This is a genomic window from Faecalicoccus sp. LCP19S3_E2, from assembly GCF_052121255.1.
In the GTDB taxonomy this organism is placed as follows: domain Bacteria; phylum Bacillota_I; class Bacilli_A; order Erysipelotrichales; family Erysipelotrichaceae; genus Faecalicoccus.
The window spans coordinates 56,936-79,926 of record NZ_JBQKEP010000009.1 but is presented as its reverse complement, the minus strand read 5'-3'; the positions used below and the strand labels follow the sequence as shown (position 1 = coordinate 79,926).

Genomic DNA, 22,991 nt, shown 5'->3' with positions numbered 1-22,991 from the left:
AAATCAGAACTAGTATTCATCAACATATAAGTACCTCGTTTCTCTGTACTTATAAAATACTGTCTGATTCGACACTATTTATGTCATATCAACAAATTGAAGGTTAAGCGACTTCTTTTTTGTTTTAAAAATACGAAACTGTAAAGAGTAAAAAAACTTATTACTAGCGTATGCTAATAAAAAGTTTATATTTAACTTCTTGCTAGCGTATGCTAGAATAAAGCTGTGAGGTGATATCAAATCTATGGTGAATTATAGAATAGATGAGGATGTTAAATTAATTAGGGAACTACTTAATTTATCTCAGAAACAATTTGCTGAAAGAATAGGTGTTGATGCGATTACAGTAGCTAGATGGGAAACTAGTAAAATGGATACAAAGGAAAGTAATATTGAAAAAATATATACTTTTGCATTTAATAATAATATCTTTATAAATGAGATTAAAGCACAACTATATTATGAAGATTTAACAAATGAGAATAAATTAGTATTATACCATGGAGCCAAGAGCATAATAGAAGGTCATATTGATATTGAACATTCAAAAAACAATAATGATTTTGGTAAAGGATTTTACTGTGGTGAAAGTTTTGAGCAGTCATCATTATTTGTAAGTGGATTTGATACATCTAGCGTATATATATTAAGTTTCAATCCACAAAACCTTTCTAGCATTGAATATAAAGTCAATTAAGAATGGATGCTGACAATAGCATATTTTAGAGGAAGACTAAATGGTTATGAGGATCATCCAACTATCAAAAACTTAATAAACAAATTAGAGAACATAGATTATTTGGTAGCACCAATCGCTGATAATAGGATGTTTAGAATTATAGATAGTTTTATCGAAGGCGAAATTACTGATGAACAGTGTATACATTGTTTAGCAGCTACTAACTTAGGATTTCAATACGTTTTTAAAACAGAGAGAGCGTTGAATCAGGTGAAAATTGTCGAAAGATGTTATTTATGTAGTAAAGAAAAAGAAAAGTATCAAGTCAAAAGATTAGAGGATAATAAAGTTGGAGATACTAAAATTAAAATGGCTCGAAGGCAGTATAGGGGGCAAGGTCAATATATTGACGATATATTATGAAAAGAGAAATGGATCAAGTAGGTTTGTTACTATGTGATATACAAGGTAAGATTTTTGAACAATCTGTTATTAGAGAAGAATGCAGTTCAAATATATTTATCCGGCGATATATGAATTCTAAATTTGTTTCTAGAATGGATAACTTAACCTTTATAAATGAAAGTATGACAATTGAAGAGATTTTCGAAGAATTAGATATAGAATATGGTAAAACCAGTTATGGAAAAATAAAGTTTTCAGTTAATGAGATGTATTGGATAGGGTATATTTATAGATATCTATCATATGTTTATCAAATTGATAGTAAAAATGCTTATAAGATTATAAAAGGTACAGAGCTAAGACATTTATTCTTTGCATATCATTCCCTAGATCCAATGAGTGCAATTGATAGAATCTTAGAAGCAAAATCATTAGTATTAGATAAAGATAGTTCCCAATTGACCAAAGAGGGGGTAAAAATACTGAGAAGCATAAAAAAATTGAAGAATTAAGTGTTAATTGATAATTTATCAAACTATTTGAGTTGTTCATTATAAAATTTTGACAATGCAACAAGTAAGCAACAAAAATGTTGTAAAACCTTAATTTTAGAAGGCTTCGCAGTTCTCAAAATATTACTAAGAATTACTATAGGAAAATCAAAGAAGTATTTAGACTTTATCAGAAGTTTGAATGCTTCTTTTTTACTTGAAATGAGACTTAGATATTTTTATTCATAAAAGGAATGATAAACCATTTATTATAGATGTTAGACATTTAGTTACGCTGAATTTATCATTTGATTAGAAAGAGAAAACAGAATGGACCCATTTTATATAGGAGATGAGGGTGTGAAGAAATTTTTATCAATTTTATTGAGCTTATGTACAGTGTTTCTATTTGTTGGATGTACAAATAGTAATGAAGTTATCCACTCTAAAGAATCGATGGAAACAAATGTAAAGGAAACGGATATAGATCATTCCAATACAAATTTAGAAAGTGAGGAAATAACGATGACACAAATTGCAGTAAATTGGCAGGATAAACAAGTGGTTTATGAATTGAATGACTGTCCCATCGCCAATTCATTATTGAAACAATTACCACTTAGTGTTGAAATAGAAAATTATAGTAACAATGAGAAAATATTTTATCCACCAGAAAAGTTGGATACGACAGATTCTCCACTGGCCAAAGGTGGTGCAGGAACTTTAGCTTATTATGAGCCATGGGGCGATGTGGTTTTCTTTTATGGAGATTATAGGGAAAATTCAGGCTTGTTTGAACTAGGTAAGGTAGTATCTGGAGAAGAATGGATTCATGAGATGACAGGAACCATCGCAATGGAAGTTGTTCATAGATGGTGATGAAATAATACCAACACACAATACGTAGGATATGTAACTGAAAGATACAAGGAGGATGAGTTATGCGTATCAGTGATGAAAAAAGTTTTAAAAAAGAAAATGTATTTGGTTTAGGACTTCCCAATACAGCATATGCACAGTATTTTATTGGAAATTCCTACTTAAATCCGTTAACAGAAATGGGAAAGTGTCCTGTATTTCTAGCTAATGTTACTTTCGAACCGGGATGTCGGAATAACTGGCACATTCATCATGCGAAAACGGGAGGAGGACAAATCCTAATCTGTACGGTAGGAGAAGGCTGGTATCAGGAAGAAGGAAAAGAAGCAGTCAACTTACAACCAGGAACAGTGATAACAATTCCGGCCAATGTGAAACACTGGCATGGTGCTAAAAAAGATAGTTGGTTTTCACATATCGCCATTGAAGTTCCAGGGGAAGAAACCAAAAATGAATGGCTGGAGGCAGTAGATGATAAAACATATAATGGCTTAGAGTAATGACATTTAAAAAGAATTGTAAAATTATGTAATTTGGAAAAGAAAAGTATTTAGACTTAGAGATAGGTTTAGATACTTTTTTTATCATGACAGTATGTCTTAGAATGATGTGTTTCTAGACTTCACTTCAAGATTTTTTTAATAGTATTGAAAAATAATTCTGGTTTTGACTTTATATGAGAATATTCTGGATTGAAAGTGATGATTTAATAGTTGCTTAAAATATCATCTTTCAAAAATATAAATAAAATTGCGAATATGAATCAAAATTTAAACAAAATAAAGCAAAATCTATAAATTGGTAGTTAAGCTGATTGTTAAAAACTATAAAATCCATAGAACTTATAACCGGTCATTTAAAAGTTACTTGTTTTTAAAATTTTGCTTTTATATACTTTATAAAGAAAGTGAGGCTTTTGTCGATGAAACGGATATATGACAAAGATATCTTGTTTGATTGGGGTCAAAAAGCGGACTTACAGTCTGTGTTTTCCAGTACAGCCATTGATTTTTTCGGTTGTCTTTATGAAAAAGGAGAATTTTTATCACAGCCTTGTGAAGAAGCAGAGTATTTACAAATTGTGGTTAGTGGTACAATCAGTATTTATCATATACGTGAAGATGGTACTCGTTATTCTTTGGCCCAGGGGCAGGGACCTTTCTTACTGGGAGATATGGAATTTTATCAACCTTCTCCGTCCTTATTTTTTGTTGAGGCCTTAATGGATACGATGACTTTGGCCATTTCCTTAAAGAAATATCGTGAAATTTTAGAAAACGATACAAGATTTTTAAATTATTTGGTGCGTAATTTATCAAGAAAGCTAATTTCGATTGCTTGTTTAGAATCAGATAATGTTTCGTTAAAACATAGAATTTTAAATCATTTAAAGTACCATTGTGAAAAGGGATTTTGATAGGAATGGAAAAACATGCCTTTTTACTTCGATGCAGTTCTCGTCGCTGTTACGTGTTTTAACGACATTGGAAAAAGAAAAGAAAGTAAAAAAGATCGGTAAAGGCGCCTATCAGCTTTACTGATCTTTTGTTTTAAGTATCCAATGAAAGTGTCTGTAAAATAAGAAAAGAGCAATGAGTGCAGTCAACAAGTCTGCCAAAGCCTGTGTCAGCAGAATACCCGAAGAGCCCATTAAACGAGGTAGAATATAGAGTCCAATCATAAATATTACACCTTGTCGGCAGATCGACAAGATTAAAGCCGGAATTGCCTTTCCAATAGATTGAAACAATATGGTAGCTAACATGATCAAACCTACACACACCATGGAGATGACTTGAAACTGAAGCATAGGTGTTCCAATACGAATAAATGAAGCATCGGACAAAAAGACAGATAATAGTTGTGGTGCCAATAATATGACAAACAAAGACAATCCTAAAGCAGCGGCACTGGTAATCAAAGTAGCAAATAAAATGGTTTTTCTTAGTCTTTCTTTGTTGTTGGCCCCATAATAAAATCCAAATAAAGGCTGTCCGCCAAAAGTAAGACCGGTGATAATCATTAATACGATAAGACTGACTTTAAGAGCAATCCCCATGGCCGCAATTTTATCGTTTCCATAAGGTAAAAGGGCTAGATTTAAAAAAATAACACCGACACTTTGCATGATATTGGTAATCGCTGCCGCAACTCCAATGGAAAGAATCTGTTTTTGATCCTGTGAGGAAATATGGAATTTATGGACGGAAGCAGAAAGGCAGTCACTTTTTGTTTGAACGACATAGAGGCTATAGCACATGGTAAAGATGTATCCGATAACTGTCGCAATGGCTGCTCCGGCAGCACCAAGATCCATTGTTGAAATCAAAAGTGGATCAAGTAGGATATTCACTATGGCACCGCCAATCGTACTGATCATTGACTCTTTTGCCAAGCCTTCTGTTCGAAGAAGATTGGTATGGACAAAGGAGTTTACAATGACAGGCGCCCCTATAGCCAGCCAAATGTAATATTCTTTGGCATAGTCGAAGGTTTCTTTGTCAGCTCCTAAAAGAGATAACATCGGCTTTTGAAAAAGTATCAACAGTATACCGATCACAAAGCCAACCATTAATGAGAGATAGAAACACCATACACTGACATGGCGTCCATCTTCTATTCGATTTTGACCTAATAAACGGGCCAGCAGGGATGATCCACCCTGACCAAAAATATTACCTAGAGCCATTAAAAAGGTAAATACGGGTGCACCTAGGGAAACACCGGCTACCAAGTCGGTATTGGCCGTAGCTGCGACAAAAAAAGTATCGGTCAGATTATATACTAAAGTGATGACCATAGAAAAAACTAAGGGAATGGCAAGCTGCATATAAAGTTTGGATACAGGTTGCTCATGATCGATGTTTGGATTCATAATTTTTAACTCTCCTTTGGGAAATCTCTTGTTATTGTAGTAGAGAAACTCATTTAAAACATGGACATATGTCCTGTAAATTAGCATAAAATAGAGGAAAATGTTTTTATCATAGACATCCTTTGTACCTTGTTATTTAAAGGATCTATAAATGTATTCTTACAAGATGGGATAGAAAAAAAGTCACATCGACAAAATAAAAAGAACCGAGTCCTGTTAAATGAGAAATCAGTTCTTAACAACAAATTAATGAATTTTTTCGATACGTTAGAAGATTTCAGGTTGCCGGTTAAGGGCAAACTGTACCAGCTTTGTATCATTCAAATCTTGATCGTGCATATTGATCTTTTGGATGGCAGCATTCTCATAAGTCGCATAGTAATAAATACCTTTTGTGGCATTGATGCAACAAGAGTAAAGGGTATGATCCATAGTATCTTTATCTGTCATAACCGTTCCTTTAACCATGGCGACTTGTTGAAGAACACGAAAATATTGTTGAACATTATCGCTTTCGGTACCATCAGAATAAAGGTTGTGTTTTAAGAAAGCCGTCTTGACAAATCGAGACACACTGCTGGCATCTCCCGGAAGTCCTAATGCTCCCATGCCTACAGCATAGGGTTTTAAATCGATACTTTTATCAAAACGATTTTCAGGATAGGACTTGGTAAGGTTAAGATATTGTGTCAGGTTTAAACGATGAAAATCAAATGGAGGGTTGTTTGTTAAAACACCGATAGGGTTTTCATAGACTTTTAATCCTTCCTGGACTGACTCTACAACAATCGCTTGTTCTTTATCGGCAATGATCCAATGTAATGGCGAATTAGGAACCGATTCTTTAAACGCAATATCTAAGATATTAACATGTTCTAATAACTGCCAAGCTTGATGAACAGTTTCGCATTGGGATAAGATCCATGGAATGATCTCAAAAGAGGCAATATTATCCTGATCTTCTTTGTATGGGAAATAGACGGCATTTTGACTGAATTGCAGTCCTGCCATACCCAGCCCTTTTTCATTGACTGCTTCGGCATATAAAGGCGTATTATCGATGACAGTTGCCATACCGATCATCGCATAGTGATTGGTGATTGTTTCTTTATGATGAAAGGTGAAAGGATAATGACGAGGTGTTATCACAACTTCTTCACCAAAGCCACAGTCCAAGTCCAGATTTCTTCCAAAGTAAAAGTCTTGATTGACATAAGTAAAACTGGTACACATAAGATCATCTCCTTCTTCTTTTTAGATTTTATCACGATTTGACTAGAAAAAGAATTGATTCTTTTTAACCTGGGTATAATTGGTTTCCAACATTTGCACATGTGATAAAAAGGATGGATCATCAAAATACTTTGCTTGTTTAGGACAAATCTGCAGACAACGCTGACACTTGATGCAGATGCCAGGTACTTGAGATGGATCTTGTAGATTGATGGAATGCATAGGACAGTATTTGGCACAAAGACCGCATCGATCACAACGACTCATGTCTGTCATCGGTTTGGCTTTTAAAAAATTAACAGGCTTTCCATCGATTCCTTTTGGAATATAGTAAGGTGCTTTGGGATCACCGGGAATCGGCGTAGAAAGTGTCCGATGATTTGGTATATTATCAAGAATATTGTTTAAAAAGTCATCAATTTGTTGAAAATCTTTTGCATTGGGATGGCCGGTGGCAATCTTTTTACTAAACGCATGTTCACAGACAAGGGCAGCTGCGCCTGTGATACAAAAATGATTTTCGGATAAGAGAAAACAAAGTTCAGCTAACGCATGATCAAAGCTTCGGTTTCCAAAGGTGACGATTGGAAGTACGTAAGTTTGGTTTCCATGTATATGTTCTTTAATATAAGGCATGATCTTATTAGGCAGCTTTCCTGCGTAAGTAGGCATCCCAAAAACAACAAATGAAGTGGAAGGAATTTCAAGATCATTTTGTCGTGCTTCAAAGGAAGTAATATCTGTTTCACATACAGGAAGATTTAAAGACTGTGAAAGAAAGTGGCAGATATGGGTTACAATTTTTTTGGTGTGACCGGTTGCACTCCAGTACAGACCGTGAATTTTTGTAATGTTCATAATTTAAGTATAAAGAAAACCCGTGAGAGTTTCACGGGAAAATTATTGAATTTCATCTAATACGGCTTTCGAAGCGCTGATTCCGATACGTGTCGCACCGGCTTCCAACATGGCTTGGCAGGTATTCCAGTCACGAATACCGCCAGCCGCTTTGACTTCTACTAAATCGCCGACTGTTTCTTTCATCAGCTTTACATCTTCTACGGTAGCACCTCCGGTACCAAATCCGGTGCTGGTTTTGATAAAGTCAGGCTTTACTTCTTTGGCAATTTCACTTAGTTTTTTAATTTCATCTTTCTCCAAATAACAGTTTTCGAAGATGACCTTGATCTTTACCTGATGATCATGACAAAGCTGTGTCAGCTGATCCATTTCTTTTTGGATATAATCCCAGTTGTGCATTTTTGCCTGTCCTACATCAATTACATAATCGATCTCATCTGCGCCTTGTTCAATGGCATATTTACATTCAAACAACTTTGTTTCCAATCCGCACTGTCCTAATGGAAAACCAATGACCGAACATACTTTTACATCGGAATCTTTTAAGTTCTCTTTGCATGTAGATACCCAACATGCATTTACGCATACGCTGTATGTATGAAGTTCTCTAGCTTCCTGGCATAAGGTATCAATTGTCTTTTTAGTTCCGAATGCCTTTAAGAAAGTGTGATCAAATTTTTTTGCGATTTCTGATTTTGTGTACATAAGTCCTCCCCTAATCAATGTGTGTGGCAATATAATGGCTGATTTCCAACGGTGAATCCAGATCCACGATTTGATCGATACTTTTTTTCTTGGAGAAAATATCGAGTACATCGTTTAGAATACGAATGTGTTTTGTCTGGTCTTCAGCCGCCAATACTAATATAATTCTAGCATATTTTCCATTTAGAAAACGAACCGGTTTTTTAAAGGTACAAAGACTGACATCCACATGATGAACACCGTTTTCAATGGCAGAATGGGCAAGCACCAGATCATCGGCCAGGAACATATAAAGTCCTTTATATTTTTGATCATTGATAATGGCATTGACATAGTTTTCCGAAATAGATTGATCTTCTAATAAAGGCTTGCAGGAAATACGTAATGCTTCTTCCCAATCAACTTCTCTGGAACATACTTGAATATGATTTGAAGACAGATAATACGATAACGTCTGTCCGAAGTTTCGGTGCGGTACTTTAGGAATCTGAATGCTTGAGTAATATTCCTGCAGACTTTTTTGAAATTTGATCAAATTGGTATGGTTCATATAACTGCTTGCGATTTTTGTAATCTCATCAATCTGCATTTTCGCATGAGGATCGGTGTACATACAATTCCTTAAGATCGTTACTCGATCCTGATCGGTCAAAATAGGATGCACGACAACAAGCTTTTCCTCTTTGGGAAGAATGACCGTCGATATGATGATATCATAACCATGATTTTCATTATATAAGCTTAATGGCAGGTTACAGATTTCTGTAGCCTGAGGAATCAAAGCTGTGATTTCATTGCGCAGCATATTTCCGGTTCCAATACCATTGGGGCAAATGATCAAAATGCGAAATTCTTTTTTATCATCTTGATTAATGGTTAAAAAAGCACCGAAATGAAGAGTCAGATAAGCCACTTCTGCATCACTGATCATCGTACCGATTTTCTTTTCCAGAACATGACAGGCTCGCTTTGTCAGTTCAAACAATTCTTCATATTCTGTTTTTATATTGTTCAGTAAAGGATTTCCTAATTGAATACCGTATCGATAACGATACAATGATGTTTTTAAATGCGCATTGATCGCATTGATCAGTTCATCTTCCTGTTTAAAATAAGTGTATGAAAGTCTTTCAAACTCAGAAACCAATAATTTAGACATTTCATAGGTTTCTCCTTGTTCTTTGGAAACATTTACCGGAATCGTCTGTAATCGAGAACCTAAAAGATGCAGGGTCACATAGATCTTTTCATTGGTATCTAAAGTGGAAAAGTATTTTTGGACCAGGTTGTATTCTTTGGTTTGTACAATTTCTTCTTCATCCATATCCGCAAAATTTAACGTGTCGTGTTGATTTGGCAAGGTGGCCATAAATAAAGCCAAAGTAGGTAAAATTCCACTGACATATTCAGTATCCAATTCTTCTTCGATACATCGAAGTTTGGAAAGGACAGGGATGACTTCTTCTTCATATTCTGTGAGTATCTTTCTGTTTTGATAATGGTTTAATATCTGAGGAAACAGCATGAAAAAGATGGCTCTTTTTTTGACAGCCTCTCCTATAATTTCATAACCGGATTTAATATCATAATGCAGTTCTATATTGTATTGTTTCAAAAAGCGGATCACAGCTTTTAAATCATTAATGATGGTATTACGGCTGACCTGACATAAGTCGATAAAATCTTCGATATACAATTTTCGGTTTTTACAGATCATCGTGCAGATTTCAATGTATTGTCTATCTTCCGGTGTGAAGACTTGAAGGTTGCCCATATCTTGCGAATCCATTTTCTTCTGAATCAAGGAAATGGCCTGGGATGAAACTAATACGCCTTTTCCTCTTTCCTGGATCAGCAATGGAAGATCGTTGTCTGTCAACCATTCATTGATTTTCGTCAAGTCGTAATAAATACTTCTTTTGGAAATATGAAGCTCATCGGCCAGATCCTGTGCTTTGACATATCCTTTGGCATACATGAGTATCTTTAATATTTCCTGACATCTTTTATCCAATGTATAGATAATCGACATAGAATCTTCCTTTCTCTTTAACCGTGTGCGATAAGTTGTTTTGCCTTTCGGTAATAGGGCGTGTTTTTCAAATTATTTCTGGCTTTTCTGGCATAACTTTCTTTTTTTGATGTATTTCCCTGATATCCATATTGCAGAGCCAGTAAATATTGGAGCAAGCCGATATGGAATGCATGATCTTCCCGGTCACTCTTTTTTACAACATCCTTTTCCTTATTGGAAAGCATTTTTTCGATCGTTTCTATATCTTTACTCTCTTTTTCGATCATGATCCGATATAACATACAGTCGTATTCATATTCTTCGGGGTGCTTGGAATCTTTGATCTTTTCCAAAAGAAACTTAGACCATTCTTTATTTTGCGCATCCAGAAAATAAAAGTATGTCTGACTTGCGATCTGATAAGTTTGTCTTTCGGAAAGAGGCTTTTGAAACATCAACTCTACTTGTGCGGCAATTTTCTTATAATCTCCAAGCGAGATATACACACGAAGAATATTCCAGTTTTGATCATATTCGCTGAAAAGAAGCTTATAGCTTTTAGACCGTAAAATGGAAAGGGCTTTTTGTGCATCTCCTTTTTTCATCTGATTGATAAAACGTGACCAGACAATACTTCGCACGATAAAGGGAATGGCCAGTGCGATAAATAGCAGGGTCACGAAAACAGCCGCTTGCATGGTTGTCATAGAAATTTACACTCCTTTTAACATGTTTAATATTACCAACTCCAAAAAGGGAAAACGAGTACAGATTTTTTCGCATTTCCTAGATTTTTTGTGCAATCAAAATACGAAAATGTTTGTAGAAACAAGGTGCATATATAAGGAAAGTGTTTTATTTTGAAGATATTTGCAACTAATGCATTGCACAAGTTTGGGAAAAAGTTTGGTCTTGTTTTCGCAAGAATCGACATTGATAATTTGGGTAGAAAACAACGACAAAGGTAGGAGAGAAAAGAATGATCACAGATTTGATTCAAGAAAAAAACTGTTTCATGATCGATAGCGTTTCCGATTGGAAAGAAGCTGTCAAAGTAGCCTGCCGGCCGATGATCGAGCAGGGATTCTGTACCGAAGAATATGAAAAAGCCGTGTTTGAGAGTACAGAAAAATTTGGTCCATATTATGTGCTGTGTGAAAATCTGGCGCTGATTCATGCCAGTCTGGCAGCCGGTGTCAACGAGACACAGATGGCGGTGACCGTATTAAAGAAGCCGGTAAAATTTTCGCCGGATGGTTATGATGTCAGAGTGCTTGTGACTTTGGTTGCCAAAGACAGAGTGAGTCATATGGAAGGAATTCAATCCGTAAGCAATATATTTTCAGATCCTGAAAAGGTTCAAAAAATTTTGGACGCACCAAGTACAAAAGAGATATATGACCTGTTTATCTCCAGTACTTGCGAAAATAAATAAGCGTTGAGTAAAGAGGAGGAAAAAGAGATATATGTTAGATTTTGTCATTAACATATTGTCAACCCCGGCCATTTTAGTAGGTCTATTATCATTATTGGGGTTGGCGCTTCAGAGAAAACCCATTGAAGATATCGTTAAGGGAACAGTAAAAACGATTGTTGGGTTTTTAGTACTGAGTGCAGGTTCCAGCTTCCTGCAGACAGGTTCATTGAATGCATTTGGTGATATTTTCAACTATGCGTTCAATATGCAGGGCGTTGTGCCAAACAATGAAGCTATCGTTTCATTAGGATTGCAGGATTTCGCAACAGATACAGCGTATATCATGTGTATCGGTATGATCGCTAATATCGTGATTGCCCGATTCTCCAGATGGCATTACATCTTCTTAACAGGTCACCACACATTGTATATGGCATGTATGTTAGCGGTTATTCTGAATGTCGGTGGTTTAACAGGTGTTCAGTTGTGGATCGGCGGCGGTCTGCTTCTGGGATTTATCATGGCTTTCTCTCCGGCAATTTGTCAGCCTACCATGAAAAAGATCGTCAAAGTCGATGGTTTAGGTTTTGGACACTTTGGTGGAGCCGGTTACTGGTTTGCGGCACAGTGTGGAAAATTGTTTAAAGGCAGCAAATCCAGTGAAGATATCAACTTCCCACAGCGTTTGACATTCTTGCGTGATACAACGGTAGCTATTGGTCTGACCATGGTCGTATTCTTTTTGATCGTTGCCGGTATTGCGGTAGGTAAAGGAATCTTGGCCGAAGATCCGGAAGCTTTATTGGCAACTTATACAAACTTAGGCGGATTGTTGAATGTGGGAGCTGAAACACAGGCACATTGGGCTGTATGGGCCATCACATCTGGTTTAAGCTTTGCCGGTGGTGTTTATATCATCTTAAGTGGTGTACGTCTGATCGTTGGTGAAATCGTTCCGGCTTTCCGTGGTATTGCGGAAAAACTGGTTCCAGGTGCCATTCCGGCTATCGACTGTCCGGTTGTATTCCCTTATGCACCAAATGCGGTACTGATCGGATTCTTAGTATCTTTCTTAGGTGGTATCGTAGGTTTATTCATTCTGGTATTCATCAACAGTGCCTTTGTTCCGGTGGCATTGATCCTGCCAGGTGTTATTCCACACTTCTTCTGTGGTGCCACAGCCGGTGTATTTGGCAATGCCGAAGGTGGATTAAAGGGATGTGTATTTGGATCCTTCATGCACGGATTATTGATTACTTTCTTGCCAGCTATCTGTATGCCGGTTATGGGGGCACTGAACTTTGCCAACTGTACATTCTCTGATGCTGACTTCTCATGGATGGGAATCGTATTTGGAAACATTGCACAGTACGTGCAGGGATCTGCTTTGTTGATCGTATGTATCGTTGTATATCTGCTGCCTATTATTTATAACTTTGTAGCACCGAAAAAGAAAGAAACTATGGCAGCTGAATAAAAGAAAGAAGGATTGAACTTTATGGAAATCAGAAAAATTATGTGTTGCTGCGGCCAGGGATTGGGAAGCAGTATGATCGTTGGGATGAACGTTGAAAAAGTTCTTCAGAAGCTTGGAATCAAAGGTGTAAGCGTGGAACATACCGCCATCGGAGAAATCACAGAAGGAAGTGCTGATTTGTTTGTGGTCGGAAAAGATTTAGAGCCACAGGTTACACATTTAAAAAATAAGATCATTTTAGACCAGCTGATGGATCTTAACGAAATGGAAACAAAACTCAGAGAAAAATTTGGTCTTTAATCAATCGGAGGGGCTGAAAGCTCCTCCCTTATTCTAACTGAGGAGGATGACATATGAATCAAGAGCAAAAACGAGATTTAGAACTGTTGGCTGCCAGGATACGATTGGATGTGCTTAAAATGCTGCAGCATCGAGGATATGGACATCTGGGAGGCTCTCTTTCTATTGTTGAGCTGATGAGTGTTTTATATGGTAAGCAGCTTCATATAGATCCTAAGAATCCCCAAATGCCAGATCGTGACAGAGTGGTATTGTCCAAAGGTCATGCCGGTCCTGGATGGTATAGTGTATTGGCCGAAAAAGGATATTTTGACCCTTCCTGGCTTTATACATTAAATGAGGGCGGAACGAATCTTCCCAGCCACCCGGATCGTTTAAAAACACCGGGCGTGGATATGACAACCGGGTCATTAGGACAAGGTACAAGCTCGGCCGCCGGAATTGCGACAGGATTAAAATTAAAGGGCTCCAAAGCTTATGTGTATTGTATTGTTGGGGATGGAGAACTTAATGAAGGACAATGTTGGGAAGCTTTCCAATATTTGGCACATTATCGTATGAACCATTGTATCGTGATCATTGATGACAATAAAAAACAATTGGATGGTTATACCAAAGATATTATGAATCCATTTGATATTGCGGAAAAGATGAAAGCGTTTGGCTTCCATGTAGAAACCGCAAAAGGAAATAGCGTTGAAGCAATTGATAAAGCTATCGAAAAAGTCAAACAAGTGCAAGATCAGGCAGTATGTATCGTCTTAGATGCGATCAAGGGAGCCGGAGTGCCTTATTTTGAAAATATGATGGCCAATCATTCGGTTAAATTTAATACGGATGAAATCAATGCGGCTACCAACCAGGCGATTCAAGAGCTGGAAGCATACATTCAAAAGGAGGAAACTTCTCATGTTTAAACGGACAGAAGATCGTACAAAGAAAGGGAAAGAACTGCGTTCTGTTTTTGTCGATACATTGCTTAAACTGATGGAAACCGATGAGAATATTGTCGCCCTCGATGGGGATCTTGGCGGTGCCAGCAAGTTTACCGATATTGCCAAGACTTATTCAGATCGTTTTATTCAATGTGGCATCAGCGAAGCCAATATGGTGGGTGTCAGTGCCGGAATGTCAACGGTTGGCTTTAAACCGTTTATGCACACCTTCGGACCTTTTGCGACAAGACGCGTATATGATCAGATTTATTTATCCGGAGCCTATGCCGGAAATACGATCAATATTTATGGTTCTGATCCAGGCTTTTGTGCAGGTCCTAACGGCGGAACGCATACAACATGGGAAGATATGGCATTGATGCGGGCGATTCCTAATACCATCGTTTGTGATGCCGCGGATGAAGTACAGTTAGCCTGGATCATTGAAGAGTTTGCGAAAAGAAAAGGTGTTCATTATATCCGGGCCAATCGTAAGGCATGCCGCAATGTCTATCAGGAAGGATCTACTTTTGAACTGGGAAAAGGAAATCTTTTACAGAAAGGATCGGATGTACTGATCATAACAGCCGGTCAGATCGTCAGTGATGCCCTGGATTGTGCACAAAGCCTGGAAGGACAAAATCTTTCAGTTTCTGTAATCGATATGTTCTGTATCAAACCATTGGATAAAGACTTGATCATCAAAGAAGCAAAAGGAAAAAAAGCAGTTGTGACCTTTGAAAATCATTCGATTACAGGCGGTTTAGGAAGTGCCGTTGCCGAAGTGCTTGCGGAAAATCAAATCAATGTGTCTTTTAAACGCCATGGTGTAAATGAAAGGTTTGGTCAGGTGGGTACACCGGAATTCCTTCAAAAAGAATTCAAGCTGACAGCACAAGATTTAGAAGAAACAATTCAAACATTGTTACAGTAAGATTGGATCAAAAAATCCAATCTTTTTATAAGGAATAAACATTATAATGTTATGATAATCATGAGGTGAGATCATGAAACTTTCCATCATCAGCGATCAGGTGAGTCAGAATTTAGAAGAGGCTTTAAAAATTATAGTCAAAGAGGGCTATGAATATGTAGAGCTGCATAATGTATTTGGTCATTCTATTGAAACATGTACCAAAGAAGAAGTGGAAATAATCAAACATCTGTTGAATCGATATCATGTCAAAGTATCCAATATTGCCAGTACTCTATTCTTTTTATGTCCTCTGTATCAGGGGGATGAGGTTTCTTTATTTAATCCAGGCTTTTATTCGATACAAGGGGATTTGGAATACCATTTAAAAGTATTGGAGAATGCTTGTTGGATAGCCAACGAATTAGATTGTCCAAAGATTCGTATTTTTCCATTTCGCTGGCCGGATAATCGAAAAGGTCCTTATGGAACCAAACTAGATTTTGAGAAGATCATCGAGAACATTAAAAAAGCTTTGGATATTTCTAAAAAAAATCATGTGACATTAATGCTGGAGAATTGTCCCTACTCCCATTTACCAAAAGGAAAAATGACACTACAAGTCGTACAGGAAATCAATGATCCGTATTTAAAGCTGTTATGGGATCCGGCCAACTCTTATCGTGCCATTCGAGAAAATGTGCCTAAAGAATATATGGATTGGAGCCTGGAAGAAGAACTGCTGCATCTATATCCATATATAGGGCATATTCACTTGAAAAACTATCATTATGTTTCCGGGCTTGTAAAACCGTTTGTGCATGTTCCGCTATTGAATGGGAATATTGACTATAAAACATTAGTAAAGTCAATACAGGAAACATGTGATTGTATTCTTTCTTTGGAACCGGAAGTGGATAAGAAAGGGACATTGTTGAGCATGCAATGTCTAAAAAGTTTATGTTCTGTCTAGTGAATTAAGGCTTTAGGCCTTCTAAGAAAATAGAAAATGCATTTTGTGCAAATTCTATAGGAGGCATGTTGTATTTGATGGTGAGTTCCTGGTCGATAGCTGGAATTCCAATCAAAGTAAAACAAGCCATGTAGGCGGCAGAAACAGCTGTACTGTGCGCCTGATAATCCATGCGTATTGATCCATCATAAAAATCTTGCTCTAAAAAATTGACAGTATCAGTGGTTCCAAATGCACCGTCTGTAAAGAACATTTTATATCTTTCTTTAAGAATTGTAGAGCTTTCCTTTTGGTATTCAGGAAAAAAGAGAGAAAGAAATAGAAACCAGTTAGGATTACTTTTATATAAAGAAATCATAGATTCAAAATAAATAAAGTATCGATTCCAAGCATTTTGTGGTGTTTCTTGATATAACAAATTTCCTAATTTTTCAAAGAACTTTTTGATGATGGCCCACATGATCGTATCTGAATCTGAAAAATATTTGTAAAGAGTTGCTCTAGTGGTATGACATTGAGATGCAATCATGCTCATGGATACATTGAGCCCCTTTTTACAAAATAACTGAAGAGAATTTTCTAAGATTTGTTCTTCAATTTCCTGCTTATGTTTTGTGTATTTTTTCATATATGTATTATAAGTTTTGTCAAAGAAAAGAAAACTCAATTTTAAGTAAATGTCATGTAAGTAGAAGGTAAAACTGTAAAAGTTTGACATATCTGTCATTACTTTTACTTTTTTTTTATTTTCATTTAGCGATTTATTGATGGAGATGGCAAAACCAAGATATTACATTTACGGTGTAGGAAGGGAGAGATTTGATGGAGCCAAAAGAATTACGCGTTTTATGGGAGATGCGTGGAGAGATTTCAACAGACTGGCAAGGAGATATTGTGTATAAAAGTCCATTGCCTAAAGATATTAAGTCAATCTATATAGAATTTCATTTTTCAAAGCGTGAAATTCTTGATGATGGAACATTGGAAGATCAATGTCGAAAAGCTATTTCCTGTAATGATGCATCTGTTGAATTAGATCAAGAACAGATTCAAGTGTTTATGCAAAGACCAAAAGCAGAACTCAATCTTTCAGTTATTGTAGATGGCTTTTGTGCTGGTAGTGCTCATTACGATGCAACAGAAAAATACATTGAACTGAGTGCTGATAAAGCAAGCTTAGGTTTTATTCCTTGTAAAATTGAAGGGCTATTAGAAGTACAAATCAAAGTGTTTAATGTTGTCCAAGATCGTACACCTTATCGTTTGGTCGTAAAAGGAGGAAATCAGTAATGTTTATCCGCGCAGAGCTACATAATCATACCATTCATTCGGATGGGGCATTAACACCTGAACAATTGGCACAATATGCACAAGATCATGAGTTTCAAGTGATTGCACTTACTGATCATAATACCGCATCAGGTCAGGAAGAAATGCAAGCTATGATCTCACAGCACAATATGGATTTGAGTTTGATCAAAGGAATTGAAATGACGACTTATTATGGCCATGTTTTAGGGCTGGGAATGACTCGTATGATCGATTTTTCAGATTTAGATCCAAGGCATCCAGAACCATTTTTTGTTTCTATGCGAAAAAATGGAGCACGCGCGATTGGCCTGGCACATCCATTTTGCATTGGTAAACCGATTATGGTCGGGTGCCGATTTGAAATGGAAGTTCATGATTGGTCCTTGATTGATTATATTGAAATATATAATACATCGGCACAATCTAACGATTCGTCAGTCAGTGATGAATGTTTCTTTACGGGAAATGGGCAAGCTGTTGATTTTTGGAAAGAGAAAGTATTGCAGGGATATCGTTTAGCGGCAGTTACAGGCAAAGATATTCACAAAGCGCCGGAAGATAACGATGTTATTATCACTTTTTGTGAGGTTGATGAAAAGGATATGCGACCTAATAGCGAGAAAGTACTTTCATCCATTTTAACCCAAAGAACAATGGTGACAAAAGGACCTCTAATTGAATTAAAACAAGATCAAGATAAAGTTAAAATTCATTTTGAGCCAAGTGGATATCATGCTTGGAAAAGTTTGCCGGAGGGATCATTTACTTTAAAAATGACAAGTGACAATGGCAATATCATTGAGCAAATGGTGAACTTGCATCAAGATTACACAGTTTTGATTGAAAATGCGCACGTTACGATCTTTGAGCTGTTTGGTGGCAATGATCGAATTGCGATAGCAAGACCATTATATTGGAGGACATAAAATGCGAAGACTCTATTATACACTAGGTAAAAATAAGTTTTGGGAGTATATCGTAGGAGCGGTATTCTTACTTCTCTTCTATGGACCATTAGTTCACATGTTGTTTTTGTCTTTTGCCGGAGAGTATCAATATCCAGACGTAATACCACAAACTTATGGGTTCCGCTGGTGGGAATATATCTTACAAAGAGATACTTTGGTTTCAAGTATTTTTACATCTTTGATTTTAGCAATAGTTGTTACTTTTATCTCATTATTAGTATGTCTTCCAGCTGCTTATGCAATTGCCAGATATAAATTTAAAGGAAGAAGTTTGGTGAGACTAAGTTTCTTGTTTACCAATGCATTTCCAAAAATGGGAATTTATACGGCAATGACTGTCATTTTCTATAAGTTAAATTTAATTGGTACGTTTCCAGGTGTCATTTTAGTCCATATTATTAATACGATGATGTTTATGATTTGGATTCCAAGTGGAGCGTTTAGAACTGTTCATAGGCAACAGGAAGAAAGTGCCCGTGATGTAGGAGCTGGCCCTTTAAGAACCTTCTTTATGATTACTTTGCCCATGGCAAAACCGGGAATTATTGTAGCAAGTTTATATACCTTTTTAGGATCTATGGAAGAGGCACAAGGATCTTTGTTGATTGGATTGCCAAATGTTCATACGATGCCAAGTCAACTGTATGGAATTATCATGTCCTATCCAGATACAGTTGCGGTCATTTTGTTGATTCCTTCCATTCTATTACTGATTGTGTTTAGAAAATATCTCAGTGCCAAAGCGTTATCCAATGGAATGAAGATGTAGGAGGATTTTTATGGCAGATAAAAAAGTAAAGTTGCATATTGAAAAGCTGACGAAAAAGTACAGTCAAAAAGAAGGCGTTGAGAATATCGAACTTGATGTATATGATCAGGAGTTATTAACGCTTTTAGGACCAAGTGGATGTGGAAAAACAACAATCCTACGCTCTATTGGCGGTTTTCATAAAATTGATTCGGGCATTATGACGTTAGACGGAGTAGCTATTCAAGATCTTCCACCAGAAAAAAGACCGACAGGTATGGTTTTTCAAAGTTATAATCTGTGGCCCCATATGACCGTTTATGAAAATATGGCTTTTGGATTAAAACTAAGAAAGACACCGAAAAAAGATATAGATAGAATGATTAAAAAAATGTTGGAGATGGTTAAAATGAGCGGTGTTGAAAAGAAATATCCATCGCAGCTTTCCGGAGGACAGCAACAGCGTGTTGCGATAGCCAGAGCTTTGGTATTAAAACCTTCTTTATTATTACTAGATGAACCATTTTCGGCATTAGATGCGAAGATTCGACAACAAATGCGTGAAGAATTAAAGCGTATTCAGATAGAAGCCGGATTAACGATTATCTTTGTAACTCACGACCAGGAAGAAGCTTTGGCTATTTCCGATCGTATTGCGGTTATGAATCAAGGATGTATCGAACAATTGGACACTCCGGATCAAGTTTATGATCATCCAAGCAGCCGATTTGTTGCCGGATTCATCGGAGAAATGAATTTTGTGCAGGAAGGATCAAAAGAACTGGCAATTCGACCAGAAGATATTTTGATCGAACATGGCCAGGGAGCTGTTGTTCAAAATGTAATGCCATTGGGGCATTATACCCAACTCTTGATTGAAAATGAAAAACAGCAAACAATCAAAGCCTATATACCTAAAGGGGGAAGCGCGGACTATCAAATTGGGGATCGCGTTGCCTATAAATTTAATCGTGTGCAGGAATTTCCTGTACAAAACTAAGAAGAAGGAGAAAAAAGATGAAAAAAACAGTATCAAGTGTATTACACAAATCTTTAGCTGTATTAGCATGTGGCGCTATGGTAGCCGGATTGGCAGGCTGTGGCTCTAGTACTACAGATACTTCCAGTGAAGAAGTGCCTACAGTAACACTTTGGAGCTCAGGAGGACAGGAAGTAGGAGATGCTTTACAGGCTATTGCCGATGAGTTTAATTCGGATCCTGAGTATAGCAAGCATGCAAAGATGGAAATTCAGTTTATTACTTCCGGAACCAATGAGCAAAGTTTAACAGATCGTTTGGTGGCAGCTTATGAAGCCGGAGAAACGGACACTGATTTTGATATTGTAGCTTATGATGACACTTATATTTCAACAATTATTGCACAAACTTCAGATGACTTCTTTGAAACGATCGATACCAGTAAATTGGAAAACTATGATAATCTGATTTATACAGAAAATGTTGTAGGTGATACTTTCATTCCGTATCGAGCTACAAATATCATGTTGGCATATAATTCAGATAATGTAAAAGATGTCCCTGAAACGGCAGATGAATTGTATCAGTGGATTCATGACAATCCAGGTAAATTTACTTATTGTGATCCGACAACAGGTGGTAGTGGGTTATCTTTCTTATTGACATCGATTTACAATCAGCTTCCAGAAGAAGCGGCTACTTCTTCTGATGAAAAGTGGGAAACGGAACATCAGACAGAATGGGATAATGCGATCAATTTGTTGAAGGAATTACATCCAGATTTGTATCAAACATCTGGCTCTGTTCAATATCCAGTTAAGAATCAGGGATCTTTAGATTTATTAGCTAATGGACAAATTGATATGACACCAGCTTTTGTGAACATGGTACTTTCTCAAAAAAATATGGGTACTTTACCAGATTCTATTGAAATGACACAGATCGATCCTGCATTTGGTGGGGCATTGGCCGGTTTGTTGATTCCTTCCATCGCAAAAGATAAAGAAGCAGCTTATTATGTTATTGATTATATGCTGAGTTATGAAGCCCAGGCCATTGACTGGAATCAGATGTATGCAAGCCCTGTTGTAGATTCCAGCAAATTAGAAGGTATTGATCATCCAGAATGGTTGGAAGCAACCGAAGCCGATTCTTTGCGTTATTTCTCAGTAGGAACACTTCAAGTCGATGCACAAACACGTTGGACTGAAGAAGTTGGAATTTTAGCTCAGTAACAGGAGATCCATTATGGCTCATGTAAAAGAGTACAAATGGCTGCCTTATCTGATGGTGCTTCCTGCTGTTGCCATTATGGTTTTAGTTGTAATTTTGCCAGTTATCGATACTTTAATTCAATCGTTTCATACGGCAGATGGCGCATTTACTTTAGATAATTATGGATACTTTCTAAGTAGTGGAACGGCATTTCAATCATTGATCTTCACTGTGGAAGTGGCTTTAAGTGTCACTTTCCTCAGTGTGGCGTTTAGTTTTCTTTTAGTACTGTATATGCGGTTTTCGCATAGCCCGATCAGTCGTTTTTTAAGCAAGATTTATTTACTTCCTCGTTTTATTCTGGGGATTGCAGCGGTATATGCTGTTATGAATGTTATTAAAGATTCTGGTTTTATTAATCGGTTCTTACTTTTATTCGGAATTAATTTTCAACCGGGCCTTCTTTATGATATGAAAGGAATTATTATTTGTAATCTATGGTTTTCAATTCCTTTTGCGGCGATGATGTTATCGGCGGCTTTATCTAATGTTAATGATTCATATATTGAAAGTGCAAGAGATGCCGGAGCAGGATGGTTTACAATTTTAAAGACGATCATTTTGCCACTGGTTTATAAAGATTTGATCGTTTCAGGAACGTTTATTTTAATGGGACAAATCGGTTCTTTTACCATTCCGTATTTAACCGGTCCTAATAATCCGGATATGTTGGGTGTTCTTCTGTATCAACAAAGTGCAACGTATATGGATTATGAAAGAGCGGCTGCTCTCTCCGTGCTAATGTTCCTGTTATGTCTTGTAGGTGCTATTATCTATATTCGTGCCAATATGAAAGAAGAAGTATGGAGTCAGTGATGACTGAATTTTTAAAAGTTGCCAATAAACCTTTGGCGATAGAAACGACTTATAATTTTCGTTCTCTTGAAAATTATCCGACATATGAAAATAAAAGGACAAAAGCACATTATTATCGGTCTGACAGTTTATCAAATGTTTCTAAAGAAGGATGGAAGACTGTTTGTGATCTGAATATCGATTTGATTATTGATCTTAGATCAAAGACGGAAATTGAATCAAGTAAGTCTATATACCCATGTCCTATTCAAATTGTTCAAACGAGCTTACTAGATAATATGGCTTCTAGTGGCTTTAAAAACTCCTCTTTATCGAACCTGAGTTCTATTTATATAGGCATGCTTGAGCAACAACAAGATAAACTTGCAGATATATTCAAATTGCTTTCTGTACAAAAACACCCGACCTTATTCCATTGTACGGCAGGCAAAGATCGTACCGGTGTTGTGTCAATGTTGTTGTTGGATCTTGTGCAGGTCAAAGAAGAACATATTCTGGCAGATTATACGGTCAGTCAGTATTATATGAAGAAACCTTTTGCCAAAATTCGTCAGCAGTATCCTTCTGCCATGAATATGTTCTTCACATCACCGGTTGATGATATGATACGAACAAGGAAATGGCTAAAAAGTCAATTTGGCACAGCAGGTCATTATTTATCACATCTAGGATTATCTTTGAAAGATATAGATAACATAAAAAAGAATTTAATGGAATAAAGAAATCAAAGAACATCG

Annotated in this window: 23 protein-coding genes and 2 pseudogenes; 18 read left to right on the top strand and 7 right to left on the bottom strand. The window is 36.7% G+C overall.

Features of this window, described 5'->3' with window-relative positions; all coding sequences use genetic code 11:
* Positions 1-244 precede the first annotated feature (244 nt).
* From ACTQX6_RS09190 to ACTQX6_RS09170, 5 genes and pseudogenes are all read left to right on the top strand, one after another.
* Positions 245-1,102 (top strand): annotated as a pseudogene (locus tag ACTQX6_RS09190) (DUF3990 domain-containing protein).
* Positions 1,099-1,596: an antitoxin gene (locus tag ACTQX6_RS09185; RefSeq protein WP_168966580.1), complete on the top strand. Its 498-nt coding sequence runs from the start codon at positions 1,099-1,101 to the stop codon at positions 1,594-1,596. The pseudogene ACTQX6_RS09190 and the gene ACTQX6_RS09185 overlap by 4 nt, the downstream one beginning before the upstream one ends.
* A gap of 339 nt (positions 1,597-1,935) precedes the next feature.
* Complete coding sequence (locus tag ACTQX6_RS09180; RefSeq protein WP_294688948.1) at positions 1,936-2,454, top strand: cyclophilin-like fold protein; 519 nt, start codon at positions 1,936-1,938, stop codon at positions 2,452-2,454.
* Between the two features lie 98 nt (positions 2,455-2,552).
* Positions 2,553-2,954, top strand: a pseudogene (locus tag ACTQX6_RS09175) (cupin domain-containing protein); the annotation flags it as partial.
* A 422-nt stretch (positions 2,955-3,376) separates the two neighbouring features.
* Positions 3,377-3,871, top strand: a complete 495-nt coding sequence (locus ACTQX6_RS09170; RefSeq protein ID WP_294688952.1) for a Crp/Fnr family transcriptional regulator — start codon at positions 3,377-3,379, stop codon at positions 3,869-3,871.
* Positions 3,872-3,988: 117 nt separating this feature from the next.
* Here the strand turns inward: ACTQX6_RS09170 and ACTQX6_RS09165 are convergent, their stop codons facing one another.
* The 6 genes from ACTQX6_RS09165 to ACTQX6_RS09140 form a co-directional block, all read right to left on the bottom strand.
* A complete protein-coding gene (locus ACTQX6_RS09165; RefSeq protein WP_294688954.1) occupies positions 3,989-5,329 on the bottom strand; it encodes an MATE family efflux transporter in 1,341 nt (446 codons plus the stop codon).
* A 267-nt stretch (positions 5,330-5,596) separates the two neighbouring features.
* On the bottom strand, positions 5,597-6,562 hold the full coding sequence (gene bsh / locus ACTQX6_RS09160) for a choloylglycine hydrolase (RefSeq protein WP_294688956.1): 966 nt from the start codon (positions 6,560-6,562) through the stop codon (positions 5,597-5,599).
* Between the two features lie 42 nt (positions 6,563-6,604).
* Complete coding sequence (locus tag ACTQX6_RS09155; RefSeq protein WP_294688958.1) at positions 6,605-7,420, bottom strand: EFR1 family ferrodoxin; 816 nt, start codon at positions 7,418-7,420, stop codon at positions 6,605-6,607.
* Between the two features lie 42 nt (positions 7,421-7,462).
* The gene (gene deoC / locus ACTQX6_RS09150; RefSeq protein WP_117446454.1) at positions 7,463-8,128 is read right to left on the bottom strand and encodes a deoxyribose-phosphate aldolase; all 666 of its coding nucleotides are present in this window, start codon (positions 8,126-8,128) and stop codon (positions 7,463-7,465) included.
* Between the two features lie 10 nt (positions 8,129-8,138).
* A complete protein-coding gene (locus ACTQX6_RS09145) occupies positions 8,139-10,160 on the bottom strand; it encodes a BglG family transcription antiterminator (RefSeq protein WP_195222378.1) in 2,022 nt (673 codons plus the stop codon).
* 17 nt (positions 10,161-10,177) lie between these two features.
* Positions 10,178-10,849, bottom strand: a complete 672-nt coding sequence (locus ACTQX6_RS09140) for a hypothetical protein (RefSeq protein ID WP_195222377.1) — start codon at positions 10,847-10,849, stop codon at positions 10,178-10,180.
* A 272-nt stretch (positions 10,850-11,121) separates the two neighbouring features.
* On the opposite strand from ACTQX6_RS09140, the gene ACTQX6_RS09135 reads away from it, so the two are divergent.
* From ACTQX6_RS09135 to ACTQX6_RS09110, 6 genes are all read left to right on the top strand, one after another.
* Positions 11,122-11,577 (top strand): PTS sugar transporter subunit IIA, encoded by a 456-nt coding sequence (locus ACTQX6_RS09135; protein ID WP_022790388.1) that lies wholly within the window; start codon positions 11,122-11,124, stop codon positions 11,575-11,577.
* 31 nt (positions 11,578-11,608) lie between these two features.
* On the top strand, positions 11,609-13,036 hold the full coding sequence (locus tag ACTQX6_RS09130; RefSeq protein ID WP_294686972.1) for a PTS ascorbate transporter subunit IIC: 1,428 nt from the start codon (positions 11,609-11,611) through the stop codon (positions 13,034-13,036).
* A gap of 21 nt (positions 13,037-13,057) precedes the next feature.
* The gene (locus ACTQX6_RS09125; protein WP_022790386.1) at positions 13,058-13,336 is read left to right on the top strand and encodes a PTS sugar transporter subunit IIB; all 279 of its coding nucleotides are present in this window, start codon (positions 13,058-13,060) and stop codon (positions 13,334-13,336) included.
* A 53-nt stretch (positions 13,337-13,389) separates the two neighbouring features.
* Complete coding sequence (locus ACTQX6_RS09120; protein WP_168966224.1) at positions 13,390-14,253, top strand: transketolase; 864 nt, start codon at positions 13,390-13,392, stop codon at positions 14,251-14,253.
* Positions 14,246-15,205: a transketolase family protein gene (locus ACTQX6_RS09115; protein ID WP_294686969.1), complete on the top strand. Its 960-nt coding sequence runs from the start codon at positions 14,246-14,248 to the stop codon at positions 15,203-15,205. Before ACTQX6_RS09120 ends, ACTQX6_RS09115 begins: the two co-directional genes overlap by 8 nt.
* A gap of 73 nt (positions 15,206-15,278) precedes the next feature.
* Positions 15,279-16,157: a sugar phosphate isomerase/epimerase family protein gene (locus ACTQX6_RS09110; RefSeq protein WP_294686967.1), complete on the top strand. Its 879-nt coding sequence runs from the start codon at positions 15,279-15,281 to the stop codon at positions 16,155-16,157.
* Positions 16,158-16,161: 4 nt separating this feature from the next.
* Here the strand turns inward: ACTQX6_RS09110 and ACTQX6_RS09105 are convergent, their stop codons facing one another.
* Entirely contained in the window at positions 16,162-16,785 is a 624-nt protein-coding gene (locus ACTQX6_RS09105) for a TetR/AcrR family transcriptional regulator (RefSeq protein ID WP_270600000.1), read from the bottom strand.
* Positions 16,786-16,979: 194 nt separating this feature from the next.
* On the opposite strand from ACTQX6_RS09105, the gene ACTQX6_RS09100 reads away from it, so the two are divergent.
* From ACTQX6_RS09100 to ACTQX6_RS09070, 7 genes are read left to right on the top strand one after another with little or no spacing between them, the layout of a single operon-like run.
* Positions 16,980-17,447: a DUF6669 family protein gene (locus ACTQX6_RS09100; protein WP_272001007.1), complete on the top strand. Its 468-nt coding sequence runs from the start codon at positions 16,980-16,982 to the stop codon at positions 17,445-17,447.
* Complete coding sequence (locus ACTQX6_RS09095) at positions 17,447-18,394, top strand: CehA/McbA family metallohydrolase (RefSeq protein ID WP_272001009.1); 948 nt, start codon at positions 17,447-17,449, stop codon at positions 18,392-18,394. Before ACTQX6_RS09100 ends, ACTQX6_RS09095 begins: the two co-directional genes overlap by 1 nt.
* A gap of 1 nt (position 18,395) precedes the next feature.
* A complete protein-coding gene (locus tag ACTQX6_RS09090; protein ID WP_294686963.1) occupies positions 18,396-19,205 on the top strand; it encodes an ABC transporter permease in 810 nt (269 codons plus the stop codon).
* Between the two features lie 10 nt (positions 19,206-19,215).
* Positions 19,216-20,184: an ABC transporter ATP-binding protein gene (locus ACTQX6_RS09085; RefSeq protein WP_272001013.1), complete on the top strand. Its 969-nt coding sequence runs from the start codon at positions 19,216-19,218 to the stop codon at positions 20,182-20,184.
* 17 nt (positions 20,185-20,201) lie between these two features.
* A complete protein-coding gene (locus ACTQX6_RS09080) occupies positions 20,202-21,398 on the top strand; it encodes an extracellular solute-binding protein (RefSeq protein ID WP_205142429.1) in 1,197 nt (398 codons plus the stop codon).
* Positions 21,399-21,411: 13 nt separating this feature from the next.
* The gene (locus tag ACTQX6_RS09075; RefSeq protein ID WP_441657430.1) at positions 21,412-22,254 is read left to right on the top strand and encodes an ABC transporter permease; all 843 of its coding nucleotides are present in this window, start codon (positions 21,412-21,414) and stop codon (positions 22,252-22,254) included.
* The gene (locus tag ACTQX6_RS09070; RefSeq protein WP_272001018.1) at positions 22,254-22,973 is read left to right on the top strand and encodes a tyrosine-protein phosphatase; all 720 of its coding nucleotides are present in this window, start codon (positions 22,254-22,256) and stop codon (positions 22,971-22,973) included. Before ACTQX6_RS09075 ends, ACTQX6_RS09070 begins: the two co-directional genes overlap by 1 nt.
* Positions 22,974-22,991: the final 18 nt, after the last annotated feature.